This is a genomic window from Bradyrhizobium sp. Kon69 (assembly GCF_055807515.1).
This window is the reverse complement of the sequence record NZ_JBVVOS010000017.1, coordinates 120,241-139,324: the sequence shown is the minus strand read 5'-3', so window position 1 is coordinate 139,324 and position 19,084 is coordinate 120,241. Positions and strand designations below refer to the sequence as shown.

20 protein-coding genes are annotated in these 19,084 nt (G+C 64.5%); 8 read left to right on the top strand and 12 right to left on the bottom strand.

Annotated elements, in window-relative coordinates; translation table 11 throughout:
- Positions 1–79: 79 nt before the first annotated feature.
- On the bottom strand, positions 80–361 hold the full coding sequence (locus AC0L3U_RS22930) for a hypothetical protein (protein WP_027565657.1): 282 nt from the start codon (positions 359–361) through the stop codon (positions 80–82).
- A gap of 69 nt (positions 362–430) precedes the next feature.
- On the opposite strand from AC0L3U_RS22930, the gene AC0L3U_RS22925 reads away from it, so the two are divergent.
- Positions 431–820 (top strand): cysteine rich repeat-containing protein, encoded by a 390-nt coding sequence (locus AC0L3U_RS22925; protein ID WP_473363306.1) that lies wholly within the window; start codon positions 431–433, stop codon positions 818–820.
- 96 nt (positions 821–916) lie between these two features.
- On the opposite strand, the gene AC0L3U_RS22920 is transcribed toward AC0L3U_RS22925, so the two are convergent.
- The 4 genes from AC0L3U_RS22920 to AC0L3U_RS22905 form a co-directional block, all read right to left on the bottom strand.
- Positions 917–1,630, bottom strand: a complete 714-nt coding sequence (locus tag AC0L3U_RS22920; protein WP_473363305.1) for a hypothetical protein — start codon at positions 1,628–1,630, stop codon at positions 917–919.
- 86 nt (positions 1,631–1,716) lie between these two features.
- Positions 1,717–2,427 (bottom strand): hypothetical protein, encoded by a 711-nt coding sequence (locus AC0L3U_RS22915; protein WP_473363304.1) that lies wholly within the window; start codon positions 2,425–2,427, stop codon positions 1,717–1,719.
- Positions 2,428–2,559: 132 nt separating this feature from the next.
- Positions 2,560–2,808: a hypothetical protein gene (locus AC0L3U_RS22910; protein ID WP_027514201.1), complete on the bottom strand. Its 249-nt coding sequence runs from the start codon at positions 2,806–2,808 to the stop codon at positions 2,560–2,562.
- Positions 2,809–2,948: 140 nt separating this feature from the next.
- Complete coding sequence (locus AC0L3U_RS22905) at positions 2,949–3,923, bottom strand: NAD(P)H-dependent flavin oxidoreductase (RefSeq protein ID WP_473363303.1); 975 nt, start codon at positions 3,921–3,923, stop codon at positions 2,949–2,951.
- 109 nt (positions 3,924–4,032) lie between these two features.
- On the opposite strand from AC0L3U_RS22905, the gene AC0L3U_RS22900 reads away from it, so the two are divergent.
- Entirely contained in the window at positions 4,033–5,595 is a 1,563-nt protein-coding gene (locus tag AC0L3U_RS22900; RefSeq protein WP_473363302.1) for an AMP-binding protein, read from the top strand.
- 10 nt (positions 5,596–5,605) lie between these two features.
- Here AC0L3U_RS22900 and AC0L3U_RS22895 read toward each other — a convergent pair whose 3' ends face one another.
- From AC0L3U_RS22895 to AC0L3U_RS22865, 7 genes are all read right to left on the bottom strand, one after another.
- Positions 5,606–6,379, bottom strand: a complete 774-nt coding sequence (locus tag AC0L3U_RS22895; RefSeq protein WP_473345423.1) for a thioesterase family protein — start codon at positions 6,377–6,379, stop codon at positions 5,606–5,608.
- Positions 6,380–6,468: 89 nt separating this feature from the next.
- A complete protein-coding gene (locus tag AC0L3U_RS22890) occupies positions 6,469–7,437 on the bottom strand; it encodes an NAD(P)H-dependent flavin oxidoreductase (protein WP_473363301.1) in 969 nt (322 codons plus the stop codon).
- A 150-nt stretch (positions 7,438–7,587) separates the two neighbouring features.
- Positions 7,588–8,988: an aspartate ammonia-lyase gene (locus AC0L3U_RS22885; protein ID WP_473363300.1), complete on the bottom strand. Its 1,401-nt coding sequence runs from the start codon at positions 8,986–8,988 to the stop codon at positions 7,588–7,590.
- Between the two features lie 31 nt (positions 8,989–9,019).
- A complete protein-coding gene (locus AC0L3U_RS22880; protein ID WP_473363299.1) occupies positions 9,020–9,556 on the bottom strand; it encodes a hypothetical protein in 537 nt (178 codons plus the stop codon).
- Positions 9,557–9,604: 48 nt separating this feature from the next.
- A complete protein-coding gene (locus tag AC0L3U_RS22875; RefSeq protein WP_456767491.1) occupies positions 9,605–10,207 on the bottom strand; it encodes a YqaA family protein in 603 nt (200 codons plus the stop codon).
- A 45-nt stretch (positions 10,208–10,252) separates the two neighbouring features.
- On the bottom strand, positions 10,253–10,654 hold the full coding sequence (gene hisE, locus AC0L3U_RS22870; RefSeq protein WP_456767490.1) for a phosphoribosyl-ATP diphosphatase: 402 nt from the start codon (positions 10,652–10,654) through the stop codon (positions 10,253–10,255).
- Between the two features lie 115 nt (positions 10,655–10,769).
- On the bottom strand, positions 10,770–11,141 hold the full coding sequence (locus AC0L3U_RS22865; protein WP_473363298.1) for a hypothetical protein: 372 nt from the start codon (positions 11,139–11,141) through the stop codon (positions 10,770–10,772).
- A 227-nt stretch (positions 11,142–11,368) separates the two neighbouring features.
- Here AC0L3U_RS22865 and AC0L3U_RS22860 point away from each other — a divergent pair, with 227 nt between their 5' ends.
- From AC0L3U_RS22860 to AC0L3U_RS22835, 6 genes are all read left to right on the top strand, one after another.
- The gene (locus tag AC0L3U_RS22860; protein ID WP_473363297.1) at positions 11,369–12,415 is read left to right on the top strand and encodes an ABC transporter substrate-binding protein; all 1,047 of its coding nucleotides are present in this window, start codon (positions 11,369–11,371) and stop codon (positions 12,413–12,415) included.
- Positions 12,416–12,504: 89 nt separating this feature from the next.
- Positions 12,505–14,301: a glucan ABC transporter ATP-binding protein/ permease gene (locus AC0L3U_RS22855; RefSeq protein ID WP_473363296.1), complete on the top strand. Its 1,797-nt coding sequence runs from the start codon at positions 12,505–12,507 to the stop codon at positions 14,299–14,301.
- A 215-nt stretch (positions 14,302–14,516) separates the two neighbouring features.
- On the top strand, positions 14,517–15,962 hold the full coding sequence (locus AC0L3U_RS22850; RefSeq protein ID WP_473363295.1) for a D-alanyl-D-alanine carboxypeptidase family protein: 1,446 nt from the start codon (positions 14,517–14,519) through the stop codon (positions 15,960–15,962).
- Positions 15,963–16,150: 188 nt separating this feature from the next.
- Positions 16,151–17,836, top strand: a complete 1,686-nt coding sequence (locus tag AC0L3U_RS22845; protein ID WP_473363294.1) for a long-chain-fatty-acid--CoA ligase — start codon at positions 16,151–16,153, stop codon at positions 17,834–17,836.
- Between the two features lie 15 nt (positions 17,837–17,851).
- The gene (locus AC0L3U_RS22840) at positions 17,852–18,406 is read left to right on the top strand and encodes a DUF924 family protein (protein WP_473363293.1); all 555 of its coding nucleotides are present in this window, start codon (positions 17,852–17,854) and stop codon (positions 18,404–18,406) included.
- Positions 18,407–18,524: 118 nt separating this feature from the next.
- Positions 18,525–19,010 carry a peroxiredoxin gene (locus AC0L3U_RS22835; RefSeq protein WP_027565673.1) on the top strand — a complete coding sequence of 162 codons (486 nt, stop codon included), beginning with the start codon at positions 18,525–18,527 and terminating at the stop codon, positions 19,008–19,010.
- Positions 19,011–19,084 lie beyond the last annotated feature (74 nt).

The window sequence follows — 19,084 nt, the reverse complement described above, 5'->3', positions numbered from 1 at the left end:
GGGACGGGCCGGATGATTTGCCTGCGGAGGATGGGGGGTTCGTCCGCACGGCTCCTTCGCCCGAACTCTTTCGTTGTTCTCAGCGCACGCCCACGCGATTGACCGGACCGCCGCGATTCATCGGCGTGCCCGCGCGCACGCCGACACCGGGCGCACCGACCCCGGGTGTCGCCACGGCGACCGCGGCGGCCGGCGCTACCCTCACCGCTGCCGCCGGTCGTACCACGCAGCCTTTGGGTATGCCGACCGTCTTGCAATAGACCACTGCTTGCGCCGGGCTCGTGCCCAGCGACACCATCGCCGAACCCGCCAGCGCCAAAATCGTCAACCCGGCGCTCAGCGCTCCCGCTCTTTTCGACATCTTGCTCTCCTGCTTGCCGTTCGGCGTCCCGATGCAATCACCGGGTCTCGCAGCCGACGTGCAGCCTGAATGACAAAAGACGGCGCGCTGATACATGCCATGAAAATGGGGGTACGGCGGCGGGACGGGCTGGCCGATGCCATGAACATGGCATGGACCTGCGCCCGGCGGTCGCGAGATGGTCCGGCCCGCTTGATCCCAGGCGGGACCAACGACATTCCCAAGGAGGTGTTTATGAAGATTTCGGTTCTTGCCGTACTGCTGCTCGCCGCGACCGCCCAGACCGCCGCTGCGCAATCCGGTCCGACCCCGCAAGAGCAGATGACCTGCCGAAGCGACGCGAGCAAATTCTGCGCCGAACACATCGGCAAGCCGCCGCAGATGAATGCCTGCCTGCGCGAGAACAAGTCGAAGCTTTCGGACGGCTGCCGCAAGGTCGTGGAATCACACGGCGGGTGAGTGGTCGCCGTCCACAGCACAAATCTCGCCGGTGTTGCGTCAGACCATAGCCGTCGATGCGCCCGTCATAGATCGCGCGCGACGGCGAGGACGGACCTAATCGTCGTCGCCGAATAGCCTGATCTGCGGAAAGCCGCCGCGCGGCCGGCTCGGGACCTCGCGCGCATCGGCATCTTCGCGGATGTTGCGCGCGACGTCGTCCCAATCGGTCCGGTCGCGCATCCCACGCGGCTCGCGGGAATCGTAATGACGGCGCTCGGCCCAGCGCTCACGGCGCTCCGTCCGGCGCCGTTCAGACGTGGCCCGCTTGACGTCAGAATCCCTGGCCTTGGCAAAGGCGTTGTCGGGTGGGGATGACGGCTCTGTCGACGCCTGCTGTGCAGCAGGCTTCGCGAGTTGCGGAGGCGATGCCGGCGCTGGCTTGGGCGGCTCTACCGCAGCCGCTTGCAAGGGCTGTTGCGCTGGCTGTTCAGCGTTGGCCTGAGTGGTCTGCGTGCCGGGCTTCGCAGCTTCGGATTTTGCTTCAGGCGTGGATTCGGGTTTAGCGTCTGATTTGGCTTCGGCCTGCGCTGGCGCGGCGACCATGGCGCCGAAGGCTTGCGAGCCGGTGAGATATTGCAAGCGCTCGGATGGCGCGTCCGTCGTGGCGGGCTTGGCGTCAGCGCGTTGCGCCATCTTGCTGGTATCAGGCCCCTGCTTGGGCGAGACCGGATTCATGATATTGCCGGCGACAATGCCGCCGCCGAGACCAATGGCGATGGCTGCGACGATGGTTCCTGCACCGACGAAATAGGCTGTCGAGGCGCGCATTGGTCCACTCCCTCTTTGGAGCGGGCAACGCTTGTCAATTGCCGGATGTTCCCGATATAGCCGCAATTCCGGAAGGAACTTGCTGGTTAGATCTGCTGCGCGACCTTCTCGAGCCCGATGATGCGGGCGAGCTTGCGGACTTCCTCTTTCTGGTCGTCACGCAGCTGGAACAGCAGCGGCATCGCCGCCGACTTCAACTGCTGGACCTCGTCGCAATTGGGATCGATTGGCACGCCCTGCACGTTCGGATTGGACAGCTTGTTTGCCGAAATCTTGCGGACAACGCTGCGTAGCGCGGTTTCGACTGAGGGCCAGTAATATTCCTGCGACGACGACAACTTCAGACGGTCCCTGATGCCCGCGATCTGCACGTCGGACAGCAGCGAATAGGATTTCTGCGGCTGCGGCTTGGCGACGACCTTCGGCTTGGCCGGGACTTCGACGGCAGGAATCTCTGCAGCGGCCGGAGCCTCGTTCACGCTCGCCTTGGGCATCGGGAAATCGGATGGCGTGGCGGCGGCAAACGCCTGGCGCAGCGGCTCGGTCAGCACCGGCATTTGCGAGAGCTTGTCGGCAGGAACCTGGACCGGGTCGAACGCGGCCGAGGCCAGTGCCAGCGTCGGAACCAGACGGTCGGCCTTGGCCGCCCGATTGGTTGCAAGCGGCCTGGGTGCCGGCGCCTGCGTGATCATTTCGGCGCTGACGCTGGGCACGCTGTCGCGGCCCAGAATGGCGGTGGTGGCGGCGCCGAGGACGAGGAAGCAGGTCAGCACGACGATGGTGATGGCTTTCGACAAACGTCTCTCCGCAACCGGCTTCAAGTCCACGTGATCAGTGCCCGGAAACTGGGCGAAAATTAAGGCTTAACCGTGCCATCGCGGCGGCAATCGCGCGGACTGCGGCGACATTGCCTAGAAAACTCAACGAAATCAGGCAGCTATCGCCAGATCGTAGGCGTCCTGGATGTCGGCCACGATCTCCGAGGCCTCCCAGACTCCGCGCGGCTCGACCGATTGCAGCGCCACCGTCCAATTGCCGCCCCGGCGGGTGCGGGGGACGCTGACGATGTCGAAGCGCACATTGCGGCACAGCGGATGGCGGGCCAGCGCATGGGCTACGCGAACACGAATCTCGTCCAGCGAAGCCGCCGTCTTGGCGTTCAGAAAGTCGAAGTCCATCGCCTGTCCCTCTCGGTCCTGATTGGCGGCCGTGAGAGGGATTCTTGCCGGGCGTTGGTTAATCTGCCGTTAAGTGGGGGCCTCTAAGGAGCGCTCGATTAACCGTGAGGGGGCGACGGGCCCCCTCGGTCTCCGCATTTTTACGGGGAGAGGCGGCCACCCGCCTCCCGATACTCCGCGACTGTCCGCGCGACGAGACCGTTGACCTCCATCACTTCGGTCACACCCGATATCGAATGCCCGCCGCTCCAGATATCGCGCCAGCGCTTGGGGCGGCTCTCGCGTGCGTTGACGTCGATGTCCTTGCCGATGTCGATCGCGCCGCGCGCCGGCAGATCGTCGGGGTCGAGACCGGCCGCGACGATCGACGGTTTGAGCATGCTGGTCTGCAGGCCCGTGAACGCGGTGGTCAGCAGAATGTCGTCCGCGCTGCCGTCGACCAGCATGCGCTTGTGACGCTCGTCCGCCATGCTCTCGCGCGTCGCTATGAACTTTGTGCCCATGTAGCCGAGATCGCAGCCGAGCACTTCGGCCGCGCGCAATGCGTGGCCGTCGCTGATGCCACCCGCGAGCACGATGATGCCATCGTAGAACGCGCGCACCGCGCGGACGAAGGCGAACGGGTTGAGCCAGCCGGTTTGCCCGCCTGCGCCCGCGGTAAGCAGCACGAGCCCGTCGGCACCTGCTTCCGCCGCGCGTTCGGCGTGGCGGATCGAGGCAACATCCGCAAGCACCAGCGCGCCGGCTTCATGCAGCGGCTTCAACACCGGCGCGGGCGATCCAACGGAGGTAATGACGAGCTCCGGCTTGTGGCGCAGCAGCACGGCGAGATCCTGCTCTAGCCGTGCATTGGAGCGGTGCACGATCAGGTTTGGGCACAGCGGCGCGGTCTTGCGGCTGGTTTGATCTTCATGCCGCAGCAGCCGCGCTTCGATGTCGGTGAGCCATTCATCGAGTTGTTCGGTGCTACGGCAATTCGCGCTGGGGAAGCTGCCGATCACACCGTTGCGGCAGGCGGCGACCATGAGCTCGACGCCCGACACCAGAAACATCGGCGCGGCAATCAGCGGTAGGGCGAGACGACCGTGGAAACGTTGCAGCCGATCTGACGTCACGCATGCCTCCCCTCGCGCGGGCTTTGTCGTTCCATCCCGCATTCCCTGTGCTAGCGTTGCGGCAAACATTGGCACGCCAGAAGCCGATGACAAAGCAGCGAGGAAACATATGTCCGATCCGCTCCACGCATCGTCTCCGACTTGTGCGCAGGCGCTGCGGGCACTGTCGCGCTATCCCGGCCGAACTGCTTTCGCATGGCCCGGCGGATCGCTGAGCTATCAGGGCACCATCGACCTGATCGGGCGCATCCAGGGCGTGTTCATGCGGCTTGGATTGCAGCCCGGCGCGCGCGTCGCCTTCCTCACCGCGAACCGCGCCGACACCTGGTGCGCCGGCGTCGCCGCGCAATTGTCGCGGCTCTGCGTCACCGGGCTGCATCCTTTGGGATCGCGGGGAGACCAGCTGTTTCAGCTCGAGGATTCCGGGGCCGAAATGCTGGTGGTCGATGCGGCCGCCTTCCGCGATCGCGGCGGCGAGCTCGCCGCGCAGGCGCCCTGGCTCAAGGCAGTCTTCACCATGGGACCGGCCGACTATGGCGTCGACCTGTTACAGGCGATCGAGAGCGAAGGCCATGCCAGCGCGCATTGCCTCGCCGGCCCCGACGATCTCTCGACGCTGAATTACACCGGTGGCACGACCGGCAAATCAAAGGGCGCGTTGCGCTACCACCGCGAAAATGCCGGGGCCGCGGCCGCTATCCTCGCCGATTTCGAGATCCCCGATGGCGCGCGCTATCTCGCCGTCGCCCCGATCAGCCATGTCGCCGGCACGAAGGTGCTGCCGACCCTGATGCGTGGCGGCACCGTGCACATGCTGAAGGGTTTTGATCCCGAGGCCGTGCTGGCGACGATCGCACGCGAGCGCATCAACTTCACGCTGTTCGTGCCGACCATGATCTATGTGCTGCTCGATCATCCCGCTCTGGCCAAAACCGACCTCTCCTCGCTTGAGCTCGTGCTCTATGGCGCCTCCGCGATGTCGCCGAGCCGGCTGATCGAGGGCATCGAGCGCATCGGGCCGGTGTTTTCGCAACTCTACGGCCAGACCGAATGTTATCCCGTCTCGGTGTTGCGCAAGGCGGATCACGATCCCAACAGGCCGGAGCTGTTCCTGTCATGCGGTTTCCCGATCGCGGCGTGCGAGGTCAAGATCCTCGACGACAACGACCAGGAAGTGAAGACGGGCGAAGCCGGCGAAATCTGCGTCCGCGCTCCACACGTCATGGCGGAATACTGGAAGCGGCCGGACATCACCGCCGAGACGCTGAAGAACGGCTGGGTGCACACCGGCGACATCGCTCGCAAGGACGATCGCGGCTACATGTTCATCCTCGACCGCAAGAAGGACATGATCGTCTCCGGCGGCTTCAACATCTTTCCGCGCGAGGTCGAGGACGTGCTGTCGCAGCATGCGGACGTAGCCATGGTCGCGGTCGTTGGCATCCCCGACGAGAAATGGGGCGAAGCCGTCACCGCTGTCGTCGTCCTGCGCGAAGGCGCAAAACCTGACGCCGATGAACTGATCAATCTGGTGAAGACGCGAAAAGGCTCGGCCCATGCGCCGAAGCAGATCCAGTTCGTCAAGCAACTGCCGATGACCGGCGTCGGCAAGGTCGACAAGAAGGTGCTGCGCGCGAGTTTTTGGAGCGGGCGGGGCCGGATGGTGGGATAGATAGGGTGCCTTACCGCTTCTCGATCACAAGGCTTTGCACGGCGCGGCCGAAATAGCCCTGCCGGTCGGCGAGCCGCGACATCGCAAGCCCGGCGCCATCGGGACCGATCCAGGAATCGCCGTCGAGCAGGATCCATTCGCCGATCGGCTGGCGCGAAAAGCTCACGGTGAGGTCGGCGTTGATGTAGGTCCAGGCGCGGAAATCGAGCGACGAGGCAGTGCCGTTGGAAAAATCGGCCGCGACCACGGCGCGCATCGCCTGCGAGAGCGGTTCGCCTGCGATCAGGGGATGGTCGACGCGAAACCAGATCGCGCCGGCGCCGGCCTGGCCGAAGCGGCCGCGCGCGGCGCGCATCGACACCGATCGCACGAACGGACTGGTGGCGGCATGACCGTCCTCGAGCAGCGAGTCCTCCGGCGACGGCAGCGTAACCGGCAGCGCCTTGACGTCCTCGGGCAGCGTCAACGCCTGGCGCTTGATCTTGAGCACGGTGGCGCCGACCACCTGGACGCCGTCGGCGAGCAGCTTGACCCCGCAGAGCTGGATCTTGCGGCCCTCGCGCAAGATCTCGGTCGCGATCGTGAGCGGCGCCACCGGCACCGGGCGCATCAGGTCGATGGTGACGCGCGCGATGTCCATTGCAACTGGCGTCGGAATGCGCTCAGCCGCCCACGTCACCAGCGAGGCCGGCGCCGAACCGTGCTGCATACGCCGGTCCCACGGGCCCGCGGCATCCGGGCTGGTGACGACGCTGTCGCCGTCGACGCGGTAGATGGGGGTCATCGTTTCTCCGTGATGCACATCCGGCGCTCGGCGAGAGCTGTCGTCCCGGCCCCCGTGCGCAATTGCGCACCAGGCCGGGACGACTAAGATCACAACGGCGGATCGACCGCCTCGTCGTATTCCTTCTTGAAGCGCGCGATCATTTCGGCGGCGGGCACGATGCCGTCGATGCTGCCGACGCCTTGGCCTGAACCCCAGATTTCCTTCCAGGCTTTTGGCTTGGCACGCTCGCCGGAGGCATCAGTGCCGAAGTTCATCTTGGAGGGATCGGACGTCGGCAGGTTCTCCGGATCCATGCCGGCGGCGAGAATCGACGGCTTCAGATAGTTACCGTGCACGCCGGTGAACAGGTTGGAATAGACGATGTCGTCGGCCGTGGCGCCCGCGATCATCTCCTTGTACTTCTCGACCGCATTGGCTTCCTTGGTGGCGATGAAGGCCGAACCGATATAGGCAAAGTCGGCGCCGAGAATGCGCGCGGCGCGGATCGCCTTGCCGTTGCCGATCGCGCCGGACAGCGCGATCGGACCGTCGAACCATTTTCGCGTCTCGGCGACAAACGCCAACGGCGAGATCGTGCCGGCATGGCCGCCCGCGCCCGCCGCGACCAGGATCAGGCCGTCGGCACCCTTCTCGATCGCCTTGTGCGCAAATTTCTGGTTGATCACGTCGTGGAAAACGATGCCGCCCCAGCCGTGCACGGCCTGATTGAGCTCCTCGCGCGCGCCGAGCGACGAGATGATCATCGGCACCTTGTACTTGGCGCAGAGCTGCATGTCATGGTCGAGCCGGTTGTTCGACTTGTGCACGATCTGGTTGACCGCAAACGGCGCCGACGGCTTGTCGGGATGCGCGCGGTCATAGGCCGCGAGCTCTTCGGTGATGCGCGCCAGCCACTCGTCAAGCAGATCCGGCGGCCGTGCGTTCAGCGACGGAAACGAGCCGACCACGCCCGCCTTGCACTGCGCGATCACGAGATCGGGCACCGAGATGATGAAGAGCGGCGAGCCGATCACGGGGATCGACAGGCGTCCCCTAAACAAGGCAGGCATGGACATTGCGGAACGGTCCTCTGTTAGCAGACGCATTGAAGGTTGGGAACCATACCAACAAGGCAATCTTTCCACTGTCAAGTATTGCGTTTTGGCGCCGTGGAGGACGGCGTTACCGCAATTCCAAGCCGCGGAATTCAGCGCGGGACGACGCCATCACGCAATCAGATCCGGATTGATCAGCCGCTCGAACGAGAACATCTCGTCCCATTTCTCCTGGGTCAGCAGCTTGCGTTCGACCACGACGATCTGGTGCAGCGACTTGCCGCTCTTGTAGCCCTCGCGCGCGATCTCGGCGCATTGCTTGTAGCCGAGCAGCGGCTTCAGCACCGTGACGATACCCAGCGAGTTGAGCACCATGTTGCGGGTGTGCTCCGCATTGGCAGTGATGCCCACGACGCAATTCTCGCGCAGGCTGTTGACCGCGCGCTCCATGGTGCGGATGGAGAAGAACAGCGCGAACGAGATCACCGGCTCCATCACGTTGAGCTGGAGCTGACCGGCGGACGCCGCGAGCGTCACGGTGGTGTCGAGCCCGATGACGAGGAAGCTGGTCTGGTTGACGACCTCGGGGATAACAGGATTGACCTTGCCCGGCATGATCGAGGAGCCCGGCTGAAGCTGCGGCAGGTTGATCTCGTTGAAGCCGGCACGCGGGCCCGAGGCGAGCAGGCGGATGTCGTTGCAGATCTTGGTCAGCTTGCTCGCGGTGCGCTTGAGCACGCCGGAGAGCTGCACATAGGCGCCGGTATCCGACGTCGCCTCGACGAGGTCGCCTGCAAGGATGAAGTCGACGCCGGTGAGCGCGCTCAGATGCCGGACCGCGAGCTTGGGATAGCCGTGCGCAGCGGTGACGGAGGTGCCGATCGCGGTGGCGCCGAGGTTGATCTCGCGCAGCAGCGCGCGGGCCTCGGAGATTCGATCGACCTCCTCGCCCATGGTGGTGCCCCAACCCCGGAATTCGGCGCCGAGCGACATCGGCACCGCGTCCTGCAAATGGGTGCGGCCCATCTTCAGCACGCGCTCGAACTCCCTGCCTTTGGCGAAGAACGCCTCCTGGAGCTGACGCAGCGCCGTCATGTAGCTCTCGAGCCGCAGGATCAGCGCCAGCCGAAAGGCGGTCGGATAGGTATCGTTGGTCGACTGGCCGTAATTGACGTGATCGTTGGGGCTGACGTGCTGGTAGTCGCCCTTCGCAAAGCCGAGCGATTCCAGCGCGAGATTGGCGATCACCTCGTTGGCGTTCATGTTGGTGGAGGTGCCGGCCCCGCCCTGGATGAAGTCGGTGACGAACTGGTCCATCATATCGCCGGCGATGACGCGATCGCAGCCCACGATGATGGCTTCCGCGGCCTTGGTGTCCACCGCGCCGAGATCGCGGTTGGCCATGGCGGCGGCCTTCTTGACGTAACCGAGCGCCTTCACGAAGTAAGGCTCCTGGTTCATCGGAATGCCGGTGATGTGGAAGTTCTCCTTCCCGCGGATGGTCTGGACGCCGTAATAGATGTCGTCGGCGATCTCACGCTGTCCGAGGAAGTCCTGCTCCGTGCGGCTCATGGGCGCTCCTTGCTTTGCTCGCGCGACGTCCTCAGTTCTGGCACAGCGCGCTGGTGACGAAGGTATCGGTGCGGCAGTCATCCGGTTTGCGTTGCCTGCCCGGGATCAGAACCTGGGCCGAGCACTTTTCCGCGGAATCGGCATTCAGGCTCTTGCCTTCCGTGTAGCCCTTGCTCTGGCAGAGTTTGTCGGCGGCGAGCTTGCAGTCGGGCGCGCCGTTCGACGAGGCCGGACAGGCCACGCGTCCCGACACCATGGTCGACGGCTTCGCCAGGCGCGACAAATCGTTCATGGTCTCGCTCGGGCTTTTGATCGGCGGCAGGATCGAGGGCAGCTTGTCGAACAGCTTGCCCATTTCGTTGATCAGCCCGGGATTTTCCTCATGCGCCGGCGGCGACGGAGGGGCTGTCGAGGGCGCCGGTGCGGCCTGCGGTCCTTGCTCCTGCAAGCCGAGCGCCGGAGGTGCGGATTGCGGCCATCCGGTACCGCCGGCAACGAGCAGGAGGGAAAGCACCGCAAATATCAGCGTGCCCAGTCGCAAGACCGCATTGCCGGATCGAAGCATCATGACGGCAACCGTAGCCGAACGAGACGCGGCGGCAAAGCGCCTTGGGTGTTAGATCAATTTGACTGCGACGACAAAGCCGAGCACGAGCACCGCGGCGCCGATTGCCACCACCAATCCGAGATGCTTCTCGATCTTGACCCGGATCCAGTCGCCGTAGCGGTTGAGCAGGATCGCGACGATGAAGAAGCGCCCGCCACGCGCCACGATCGAGCACAGGATGAAGAGTCCGATATTGTAACCGGCAAAGCCGGATGTGATGGTCACGAGCTTGTAGGGGATCGGTGTCAGGCCCTTGAGCAGGATGATCACGGCGCCCCATTCGGCATAGGAGGCACGGAAGGCGTCGACCTTGCCGCCGAGGCCATAGACCTCGATCAGCCAATGGCCGACCGAGTCGAAGAGCAGCGCACCGATGGCGTAGCCCAACAGCCCACCCAGCACCGACGTCGCAGTGCAGATCCCCGCATAGACCCAGGCGCGTTGCGGGCGCGCCAGTGACATCGGGATCAGCATCACGTCCGGGGGGACGGGAAAGAAGGAGCTTTCAGCGAAAGCCACGGCGCCCATGATCCAGAGCGCGTAAGGCTTGTGAGCGGCGTCGATGCACCAGTCGTAAATACGTTTCAGCATGGCGCCGCGATGAAGCACCATGGGACGGATTTGTCCATGCCGAGATGGGACCGATTTGTGCCAATACTAGTGGCGCTTGCGCGCGGTGCGGCCTTCGAGCGCGACGATTGGCCGCCTGGCGACACGCGGTGACGCACCTTTGGGCAGTTTCATCGCCGACTTCGGCAGCTTCTCGGCGATGCCGAGCATGTCTTCACGCCGCGTCATCTCGCGCCAGACGTCCTCGGGGCGCACGCCGGCCGAGGCCCAGAGCACGGTCAGATTGTAGAGCAGGTCGGCGCTTTCCCGGATCACGGCTTCGCTATCGCCGTTGACCGCGTCGATGACGACCTCGATAGCCTCTTCAGCCAGCTTCTTCGCCATTTTTGACGGGCCGCGCTGAAACAGCCGCGCGGTGCGCGATGTTGCCGGATCAAGGTCCCTGGCCGCGAGCACAGCCAGATATAGCCGCTCAAGCGAATCACTCATGTACGCAAAGCTACTCTAAACCCATAGCGGGGACGTTAACGCACGACAACAAAAGCAAAAAGCCGGCCGTCGCGGCAAGCGCGACGGCCGGCTGGTCAACACTTGCTAGCCAAAGCTAGTAGCAAGTCGAAAGGTTACCCTGGCCGCCTTGCGCGGACTGGTACGGGCCGCCGCAACGGTGATACGGGCGCGGACCGATATACGAGTCGCCGCCGTAATAGACCGGACCGCCGTCGTAGTAGACCGGGCCGCCGCCGTAATAGGCAGGAGCATCATAAGCGTAGGCGTCACGAGTCGCTGCGATTGCGAGGCCGGTGCCGATAGCACCGGCAATGGCCGCGCCGGCAAGGGCCGCACCGCCGCCGCCACCATGCCAATGACGGCCGCCCGCGTATGAAGCGGTCGGAGCCATTGCGGTCAGCGCCAGCACCGCGGCGGTAGCGAGAACGGCCTTACGGCCGACAAATCCCGAAAATCTATCAAACATGTCCTGGACCCTCCTTGGGACCTCGAATGGTGCCTGATGACAGGCTCGTGTCTCTCAAACACCCGCATCCCATGTTGGGTTCCCCTACCCCAACACAAGCTGAACGGGGTTGCGTGATCGTGACGCAACCGCCGCTCATCCGCCGTTCATGTTGGCGCGGACAAGCTTGTCGCCAGCCGGCGCTCCGAGCGTCACCAAGCCATCACAACACCGGACCGGCGCGACTGATGTTCGAATTCGCGACAATCGCTCTTCGCGGCCTGCTGGCCGCTACAATTTCTCTTGCGGCGCTGACTGCGCGCGATGCTTCCGCGGCCGAGACCGCAGCGCCCTCCATTGCGATCCATTTCACCTTCGACCGCCCGATCGATGCGAGCATGGCGCCGTTCTTTCTTGCCGCAAAGGACGGCAGCTTTAGCGCCGAACGTCTCAACGTCTCCTTCAGCAGCTCGGCCGGATCGCCGGAGGCGCTTGCGCGCGTCGCCAAGGGCGACAGCGAGCTCGCGCTCGTCGACATCAACGAGCTGATCCGCTTCCGCGACAAGGATGCGACACTGGTCAAGGCGGTGTTCGTGCTGTTCAACCGCGCGCCCTACGCGATCATCGCCCGCAGGAGCCGTGGCATCCACCTCCTGTCCGACCTGGACGGCAAGACCGTCGGCGTTGCCGATAGCGATCTGTCGATGCGGCTGTGGCCGGCGCTGGCGCAGCAGAACGGCATCAACACGGCTCACGTGAAATTCCACAAGATCAGCGCCGCGGTGCGCGAGCCGATCCTCTCCGCGGGACAGGTCGATGCCGTCGCCGGCTTCAGCTATCTCTCGGCAGTGAACCTGCGCGACCGCGGCGTACCAAGCGGCGATCTCGTCGCGCTTCGCTATGCCGACTATGGTTGCGAGCCCTATGGCTTTGCCGTCGTGGTCAACCCGGCTTTCGCCGCGGCCAAGCCGGACACCGTGAAGGGATTCGTTCGCGCATTGATCGCCGGCATCAACGCGACCATCAAGGAGCCGGCGCGCGCGGCGGACGAGGCCGCGAGCCGCATTGAGGACGGCGACCGCGATCTTGAGCTGGAGCGCCTGCGCACCGTCCTCGTCGACAACATCCTGACCGACGAGGTCCGTCGCAACGGCCTCGGCGACATCGACCCGGCGCGCATGGATCGCGCGATCGACCAGATCGGGCAGGATTTCAAATTCCGCAAACGGCCGGCGGCGGGCGACATCTTCGACGGCGGGTTCTTGCCGCCCGTTGCAGGGCGGTTGATCAACTGAGCAAAACCGACAGCTTCCGCTATATCTCGCAGCCGATCCCTGATTAGAGTATGGGCTCACTCCGTTCGATCCGCCCGAGCTCCTCGCCCATGCCCATTCTCCGCCTCTACACCCGCGTTCTCGAGCTGCTCGGCAAGGAGGCACGGCTGGGCTGGCTGCTCGCGGTCGTCAATCTCCTGCTTGCGGGCTCGCAATTCGCCGAACCGGTGCTGTTCGGCCGGATCGTCGATGTGCTCTCGGGCAAGACGGTCGCAGGCTCTAACTCGGCCTGGCCGTTCCTGGTTGCCTGGGTCGCATTCGGGCTGTTCACAATCGCCTGCAGCGCGGTCGTAGCGTTGCAGGCCGACCGGCTCTCCCACCGCCAGCGGCAGGCGGTCCTGACGGACTATTTCGAGCACATCATGCAGCTGCCGCTGACCTTCCATTCGGGCACCCATTCGGGCCGGTTGATGAAGGTGATGCTGAACGGCACAGATGCGCTGTGGCGATTATGGGTCGGCTTCTTTCGAGAACATTTTGCCGCGATCCTCTCGGTCGTGGTGCTGCTGCCGCTGTCGCTCTACCTGAACTGGCGGCTTGCAATCCTGCTGTTCGTGCTTTGCATCGTCTTCACCGCGCTGACCACCTTCGTGGTGCGCAGAACTTTCGGCATGCAGATGGAGGTGGAGGAGCACTACAGCGAGCTCTCAGCGCGCGCGTCCGACGCCCTTGGCAATGTCGCGCTGGTGCAGAGTTTCGTGCGCATCGATTCCGAGGTGAAGGGCCTGCGCTCCGTCGCCGACGAGTTGCTAGCGGCGCAAATGCCGGTGCTGTCGTGGTGGGCGCTCGTCACCGTCATCACGCGCGCCTCCACCACGATCACGGTGCTCGCGATCTTCACTTTCGGCATCGCGCTGCACGACCAGGGGCTGACCTCGGTCGGCGAGATCGTGATGTTCGTGAGCTTCGCGACGCTTCTGATCCAGAAGCTGGAGCAGGTCGTGAGCTTCATCAACAACGTGTTCATGGAAGCCCCGCGCCTGCGCGAGTTCTTCAACGTGCTCGATGCGGTGCCCGCGGTGCACGACCGGCACGACGCGATCGATGCGGGTCGGCTCTCCGGCCTCGTCGAATTCAACGACGTCACCTTCTCCTATGACGGTAAGCGGCCGGCGGTCGAGGACCTCTCCTTCACCGCGCTTCCCGGCCAGACCATCGCGCTGGTCGGCGCGACCGGCGCCGGCAAGTCGACGGCGATTGCGCTGCTGCATCGCGCCTTCGATCCGCAGTCCGGGTTCATCAGGATCGACGGCATGGACGTGCGCGGGGTGACGCTGACATCGCTGCGGCGGAACATCGGCGTGGTCTTTCAGGAGGCGCTGCTGTTCAACCGCTCGATCGCGGAGAATTTGCGCGTCGGCAAGCCTGATGCCACCGAGGTCGAGATGCGCAAGGCGGCGGAGCGCGCGCAGGCGCTCGAATTCATCGAGCGCAGCGGCGGCTTCGAGACCAATGCCGGCGAGCGCGGCCGCATGCTGTCCGGCGGCGAGCGCCAGCGGCTGTCGATCGCCCGTGCACTGCTGAAGGATCCGCCGATCCTGATCCTGGACGAGGCGACCAGCGCACTCGACGCCGTTACCGAGGCAAAGGTGAATACCGCTCTCGACGAAGTGATGAAGGGTCGCACCACCTTCGTGATCGCCCATCGCCTCTCCACCATCCGCAATGCCACGCGCATCCTGGTGTTCGAGAACGGACGTGTGATCGAAAGCGGAACTTTTGATGAACTCGTGGCCAAAGGCGGCCATTTCGCCGACCTCGCCAGGGCTCAGTTCATGGTTCAAGAGAACGCACGGGCCAGCGTGACAGCGGCTGAGGCTGCCGCGACGGCCGCCAAATCATCTTAGCAAGTCGCCTTAGCAAGTCGCCTTGGCAAGTCCCCATCATATCGTCGAAATTCGGCCCATTTCATTGCGGAATACCCCGCTGATGCCCCTATTCCCGACGCACCAGCCGGTATAGGTTTGCGGCGCCGCAAGCGGCGGCGCTGGATTTCAGAACCGAACATCAGATCACGAGAGCCGACCGGAACCGGCGGGTCTCCAAGGACCGGAATCGGATAGTGCACGCTCTTCGCCCGCTGCTTCGTCAATCCCTGTTCAACCTGCTCGCCGCGGCACTCGCATGCGGCGCATTGCTCGCGCCGCGCGCGGCGAGCGCCGAAGCGCTGCTCCTGATCGAGGCCGATAGCGGCAAGGTGCTGCAGGCGGAAAACGCGACCATTCCCTGGTATCCGGCTTCCGTCACCAAGATCATGACCGCCTATGTGACGCTGAAGGCGGTCAAGGACGGCAAGCTCACACTCGACACAATCCTCACGGTTTCGCCGACCGCAGCCTCGCAGTCGCCCTCGAAGATGGGGTTCCGCCCAGGAACGCAGCTTACCGTCGACAACGCCCTCAAGATGATGATGGTGAAATCGGCGAACGATATGGCCGTCGTGCTCGCCGAAGGCGTCGGCGGTTCGATCGACGGCTTCTCGGCGCTGATGAACGACACTGCGCAGAAGCTCGGCATGACGCAGACGAGCTACGTCAATCCGAACGGCCTGCCCGCCGACGGACAGATCACCTCCGCGCGGGATCTCGGCATTCTCGCGCGCTCGTTCCTGCGCGACCTGCCCGAGTACGAGTATTTCGTGCACATTCCGGCAATCCGCTTCGGCAAGCGCGTCACCGGCAATTTCAACAAGCTGATCGGCCGCTATCCCGGCGCCGACGGTTTCAAGACCGGCTTCATCTGCGCCTCCGGTTACAACCTCGTCGCATCGGCCACCCGCAACGGCCGCCGGCTGATCGCCGTCGTGCTGGGCGCCAATTCCGGGACCGCGCGCGCGGTGAAGGCGGCGCAGCTGCTGGAGCGCGGCTTCTCGCAAGACAATCTCACCTGGCTCCGCCCCTCGCTCGGCACCGTCGACAAGCTGGTGCCGGTCGATGCCTCGCCGCCGAACCTGCGTGACGACATGTGCGGCGGCCATCGCAAGCGGCCGGCCAGCGACGATGACGACGCACTGATCGCGACCAATGGCGGCACGTCAGGGTCCGCCTCGGCCACGGGCGGCGAAGCTCAGGTCACCTTCTTCACGGCCGGGCTTCAGCCGCCGCTGATGAAGGCCTCCGAGCTGATGGCCTCGGCCCCGGCGGCGGCCGAGCCCGTGCTGGTCTATACCGGTCCGACCCGCACCGGGACTGCGCTGATCGCGGCAGTCGCGGCCGATGCCGACCAGCAGGCCACGCCAAAGCCGCGTGGCAAGAAGTCGCGCGTCGCCAAAAAGCCCGACGCGGCAGACAAGCCGAAGGATGCCAAGACGGCGGCGGCAAAGGCCGACAGCAAGCCGGTGGCGGCCGCCAAGCCCGCCGACGGCAAATCCGCAGCCAAGCCGGCCGGTACCAAGCATGCCGCAGCCAAGCCCGATGCGGTGGCAAAGCCTGCGGTGAGCGGCGAGGCGGCCAAGCCCGCCAAGCCCAAGGCCGCGACCAAGCCCGCCAAGCCGGCCAACAACAGTTAACGGCCGACGCGAGGCGACCGCGCCGCACTTCGCAGTTGCGGCAGCGCCGTTTGCGAGGATTCCGGTAGCCACTCCCTGACGTTTGTCTTAAGCCTCGACCGCTTGCCACCCGTTCCGGCAGGCTCGATACTGACGGCAATGAGGCAAGCCCGAGACACAACGGGCTCTGGTCAATGAGGGGAGTTTCCATGGAGCGCATCTGGCTTAAGCAATATCCGCCCGGCGTCCCCGCCGATATCGAGCCGACGCAATATTCATCGCTGGTCGACCTTCTGGAGGAGAGCTTCGCCAAGTTCGCCGACCGCAAGGCGTTCATCTGCATGGACAAGTCGATCAGCTATCGCGACCTCGACCAGATGTCGCTGGCGATGGCGTCCTACCTGCAAGGACGAGGCCTGCAACGCGGCGCCCGCGTCGCGATCATGATGCCGAACGTGCTGCAATATCCGGTCGCGACCGCGGCCGTGCTGCGCGCCGGTTTCGCCGTGGTCAATGTCAATCCGCTCTACACGCCACGCGAGCTCGAGCACCAGCTCAAGGATTCCGGTGCCGAAGCCATCATCGTGCTGGAGAATTTCGCCCACACCGTCGAGCAGGTGATTGCGAAGACGCAAGTCAAGCACGTCATCGTCGGCAGCATGGGCGACCTGCTCGGCTTCAAGGGCGTGATCGTCAATCTGGTCGTCCGCCGCGTCAAGAAGATGGTGCCGGCCTGGTCGCTGCCGGGCGCGGTGTCCTTCAACGACGCGATCTCCGCGGGCCGCTCTCTGGCCTTCAACAAGCCGAAGCCGTCGCCCGGCGACGTCGCCTTCCTGCAATATACCGGCGGCACCACCGGCGTGTCCAAGGGTGCCACCCTGCTTCATCGCAACATCGTCGCCAACGTCCTGCAGAACGACGCCTGGCTGCAGCCGGCGATGGCCGCGCCGCCGCATGTCGATCAGCTCATGGTCGTCTGCGCGCTGCCGCTCTATCACATCTTCGCGCTGACGGCCTGCTACCTGCTCGCGGTTCGCGCCGGCGGCTGCAATCTCCTGATCCCCAATCCGCGCGACATCCCGGGCTTCATCAAGGAATTGGCGAAGTATCAGGTCAACAATTTCCCGGCCGTGAACACGCTCTACAACGGCCTGATGCACCATCCCGACTTCAAGAAGCTCGACTTCTCCAAGCTGAAGATCTCGAACGGTGGCGGCATGGCGGTGCAGCGTCCGGTCGCCGAACAATGGAAGGCGATCACGGGCTGCTCCATCGCCGAAGGCTACGGCCTGTCGGAGACGTCTCCGACGCTGACCTGCAACACCACGACCGATCCCGAGTTCAACGGCACCATCGGCATCCCCGTGCCCTCGACCTGGATCTCGATCCGCGACGACGACGGCAACGAGATGCCGCTCGGCCAGCCCGGCGAGATCTGCGCCAAGGGCCCGCAGGTGATGTCGGGCTACTGGAACAGGCCGGAGGAGACCGCCAAGGTGATGACCGCGGACGGCTATTTCCGCACCGGCGACATCGGCATCATGGACGAGAAGGGCTACACCAAGATCGTGGACCGCAAGAAGGACATGATCCTGGTCTCCGGTTTCAACGTCTATCCGAACGAGATCGAGGAAGTGATCGCGAGCAACCCCGGGGTGCTCGAATGCGCCGTCATCGGCATTCCCGATTCCAAGTCGGGAGAGGCGGTGAAGGCGTTCGTGGTCAAGAAGGACCCGAACCTCACGGCGGAGGCCCTGGTCAAATTCTGCCAGGAGCAGTTGACGGGCTACAAGGTGCCCAAGCACATCGAATTCCGCACCGACCTGCCGAAGACCAATGTCGGCAAGATCCTGCGCCGGCAGCTGCGCGACGAGAAGAAGGCGGAGGCGGCGTAAGCGCCTCTTTCGTTCATGACCGACGACAGCAACATCAGCCCGGCCGGCATCCTCGCCTTCTGGCGCGAGGCCGGCCGCGATGCCTGGTACGAGCGCAACGACGCGTTCGACGCGGAGGTCAGGCGCCGCTTTCTCGCGCTGTGGCAGAAGGCGGTCGCCGGCGAGTTCTCGTCATGGGAGGCGACCGACGAGGGCGCACTCGCGCTCGTCATCGTGCTCGACCAGTTTCCGCGCAACATGTTTCGCGGCACGTCGCAGGCCTTTGCCAGCGACGCGTTGGCGCGCGACGTCGCCCGCCGCGCCATTGCGCGGGGTGCAGATCAAAGGATCGACCCGGTCCTGCTCGAATTCCTCTATTTGCCCTTCATGCATTCCGAGCACCTGCCCGACCAATTGCACTGCGTCGCGCTGTTTCAAAACACCGACAATGCCGAAAACCTGAAATACGCGCGTGAGCACGCCGACATCATCCGGCGGTTTGGCCGCTTTCCCCACCGCAACCGCCTGCTCGGCCGCGACACCACGCCGGACGAGCAGGCCTTCCTCGACGGCGGCGGGTTCGCCGGCTGATGACATAACGGTGAAGGGTCCCGCCCTCACCGCCTCCGGGTCACTATCCGTGCCGGCAATATTGTGCGGGCCCGCCGCACGGTCTAAAAAGCGGGACCGATTTTCAGGGAGACTGACGATGGCGATCCAGACTGGCGACAAGCTGCCCGAGGCGAAATTCCGCGTGATGACGGCCGAAGGCCCGCAGGTGAAGACCACCGACGATATCTTCAAGGGCAAGAAAGTGGCGCTGTTCGCGGTGCCCGGCGCCTATACCGGCACCTGCCACAAGATGCATCTGCCGAGCATCTTCCTCAATGCCTACGCCCTGAAGGACAAGGGCGTCGACACCATCGCCATCGTCTCCGTCAACGACGCCTTCGTCATGAACGCCTGGAAGCGCGATACCGACCAGCGCGACGAGGCCATCTTCCTGGCCGACGGCAATGCCGACTTCGCCAAGGCGATCGGCATGGAGCTCGACGCCTCCGGCAACGGTCTCGGCATCCGCTCCAAGCGCTACTCGATGCTGGTCGAGGACGGCGTGGTCAAGAAGCTGAACCTCGAGGCGATGCCGGGCAAGGTCGAAGTGTCCGGCGGCGACACGCTGCTCGGGCAGCTGTAAGTTTTAGACCCTGCCCTTTCCAAGGATGACGTCATGCCCGGGCTTGTCCCGGGCATCCACGTTCTTGGTCTTGC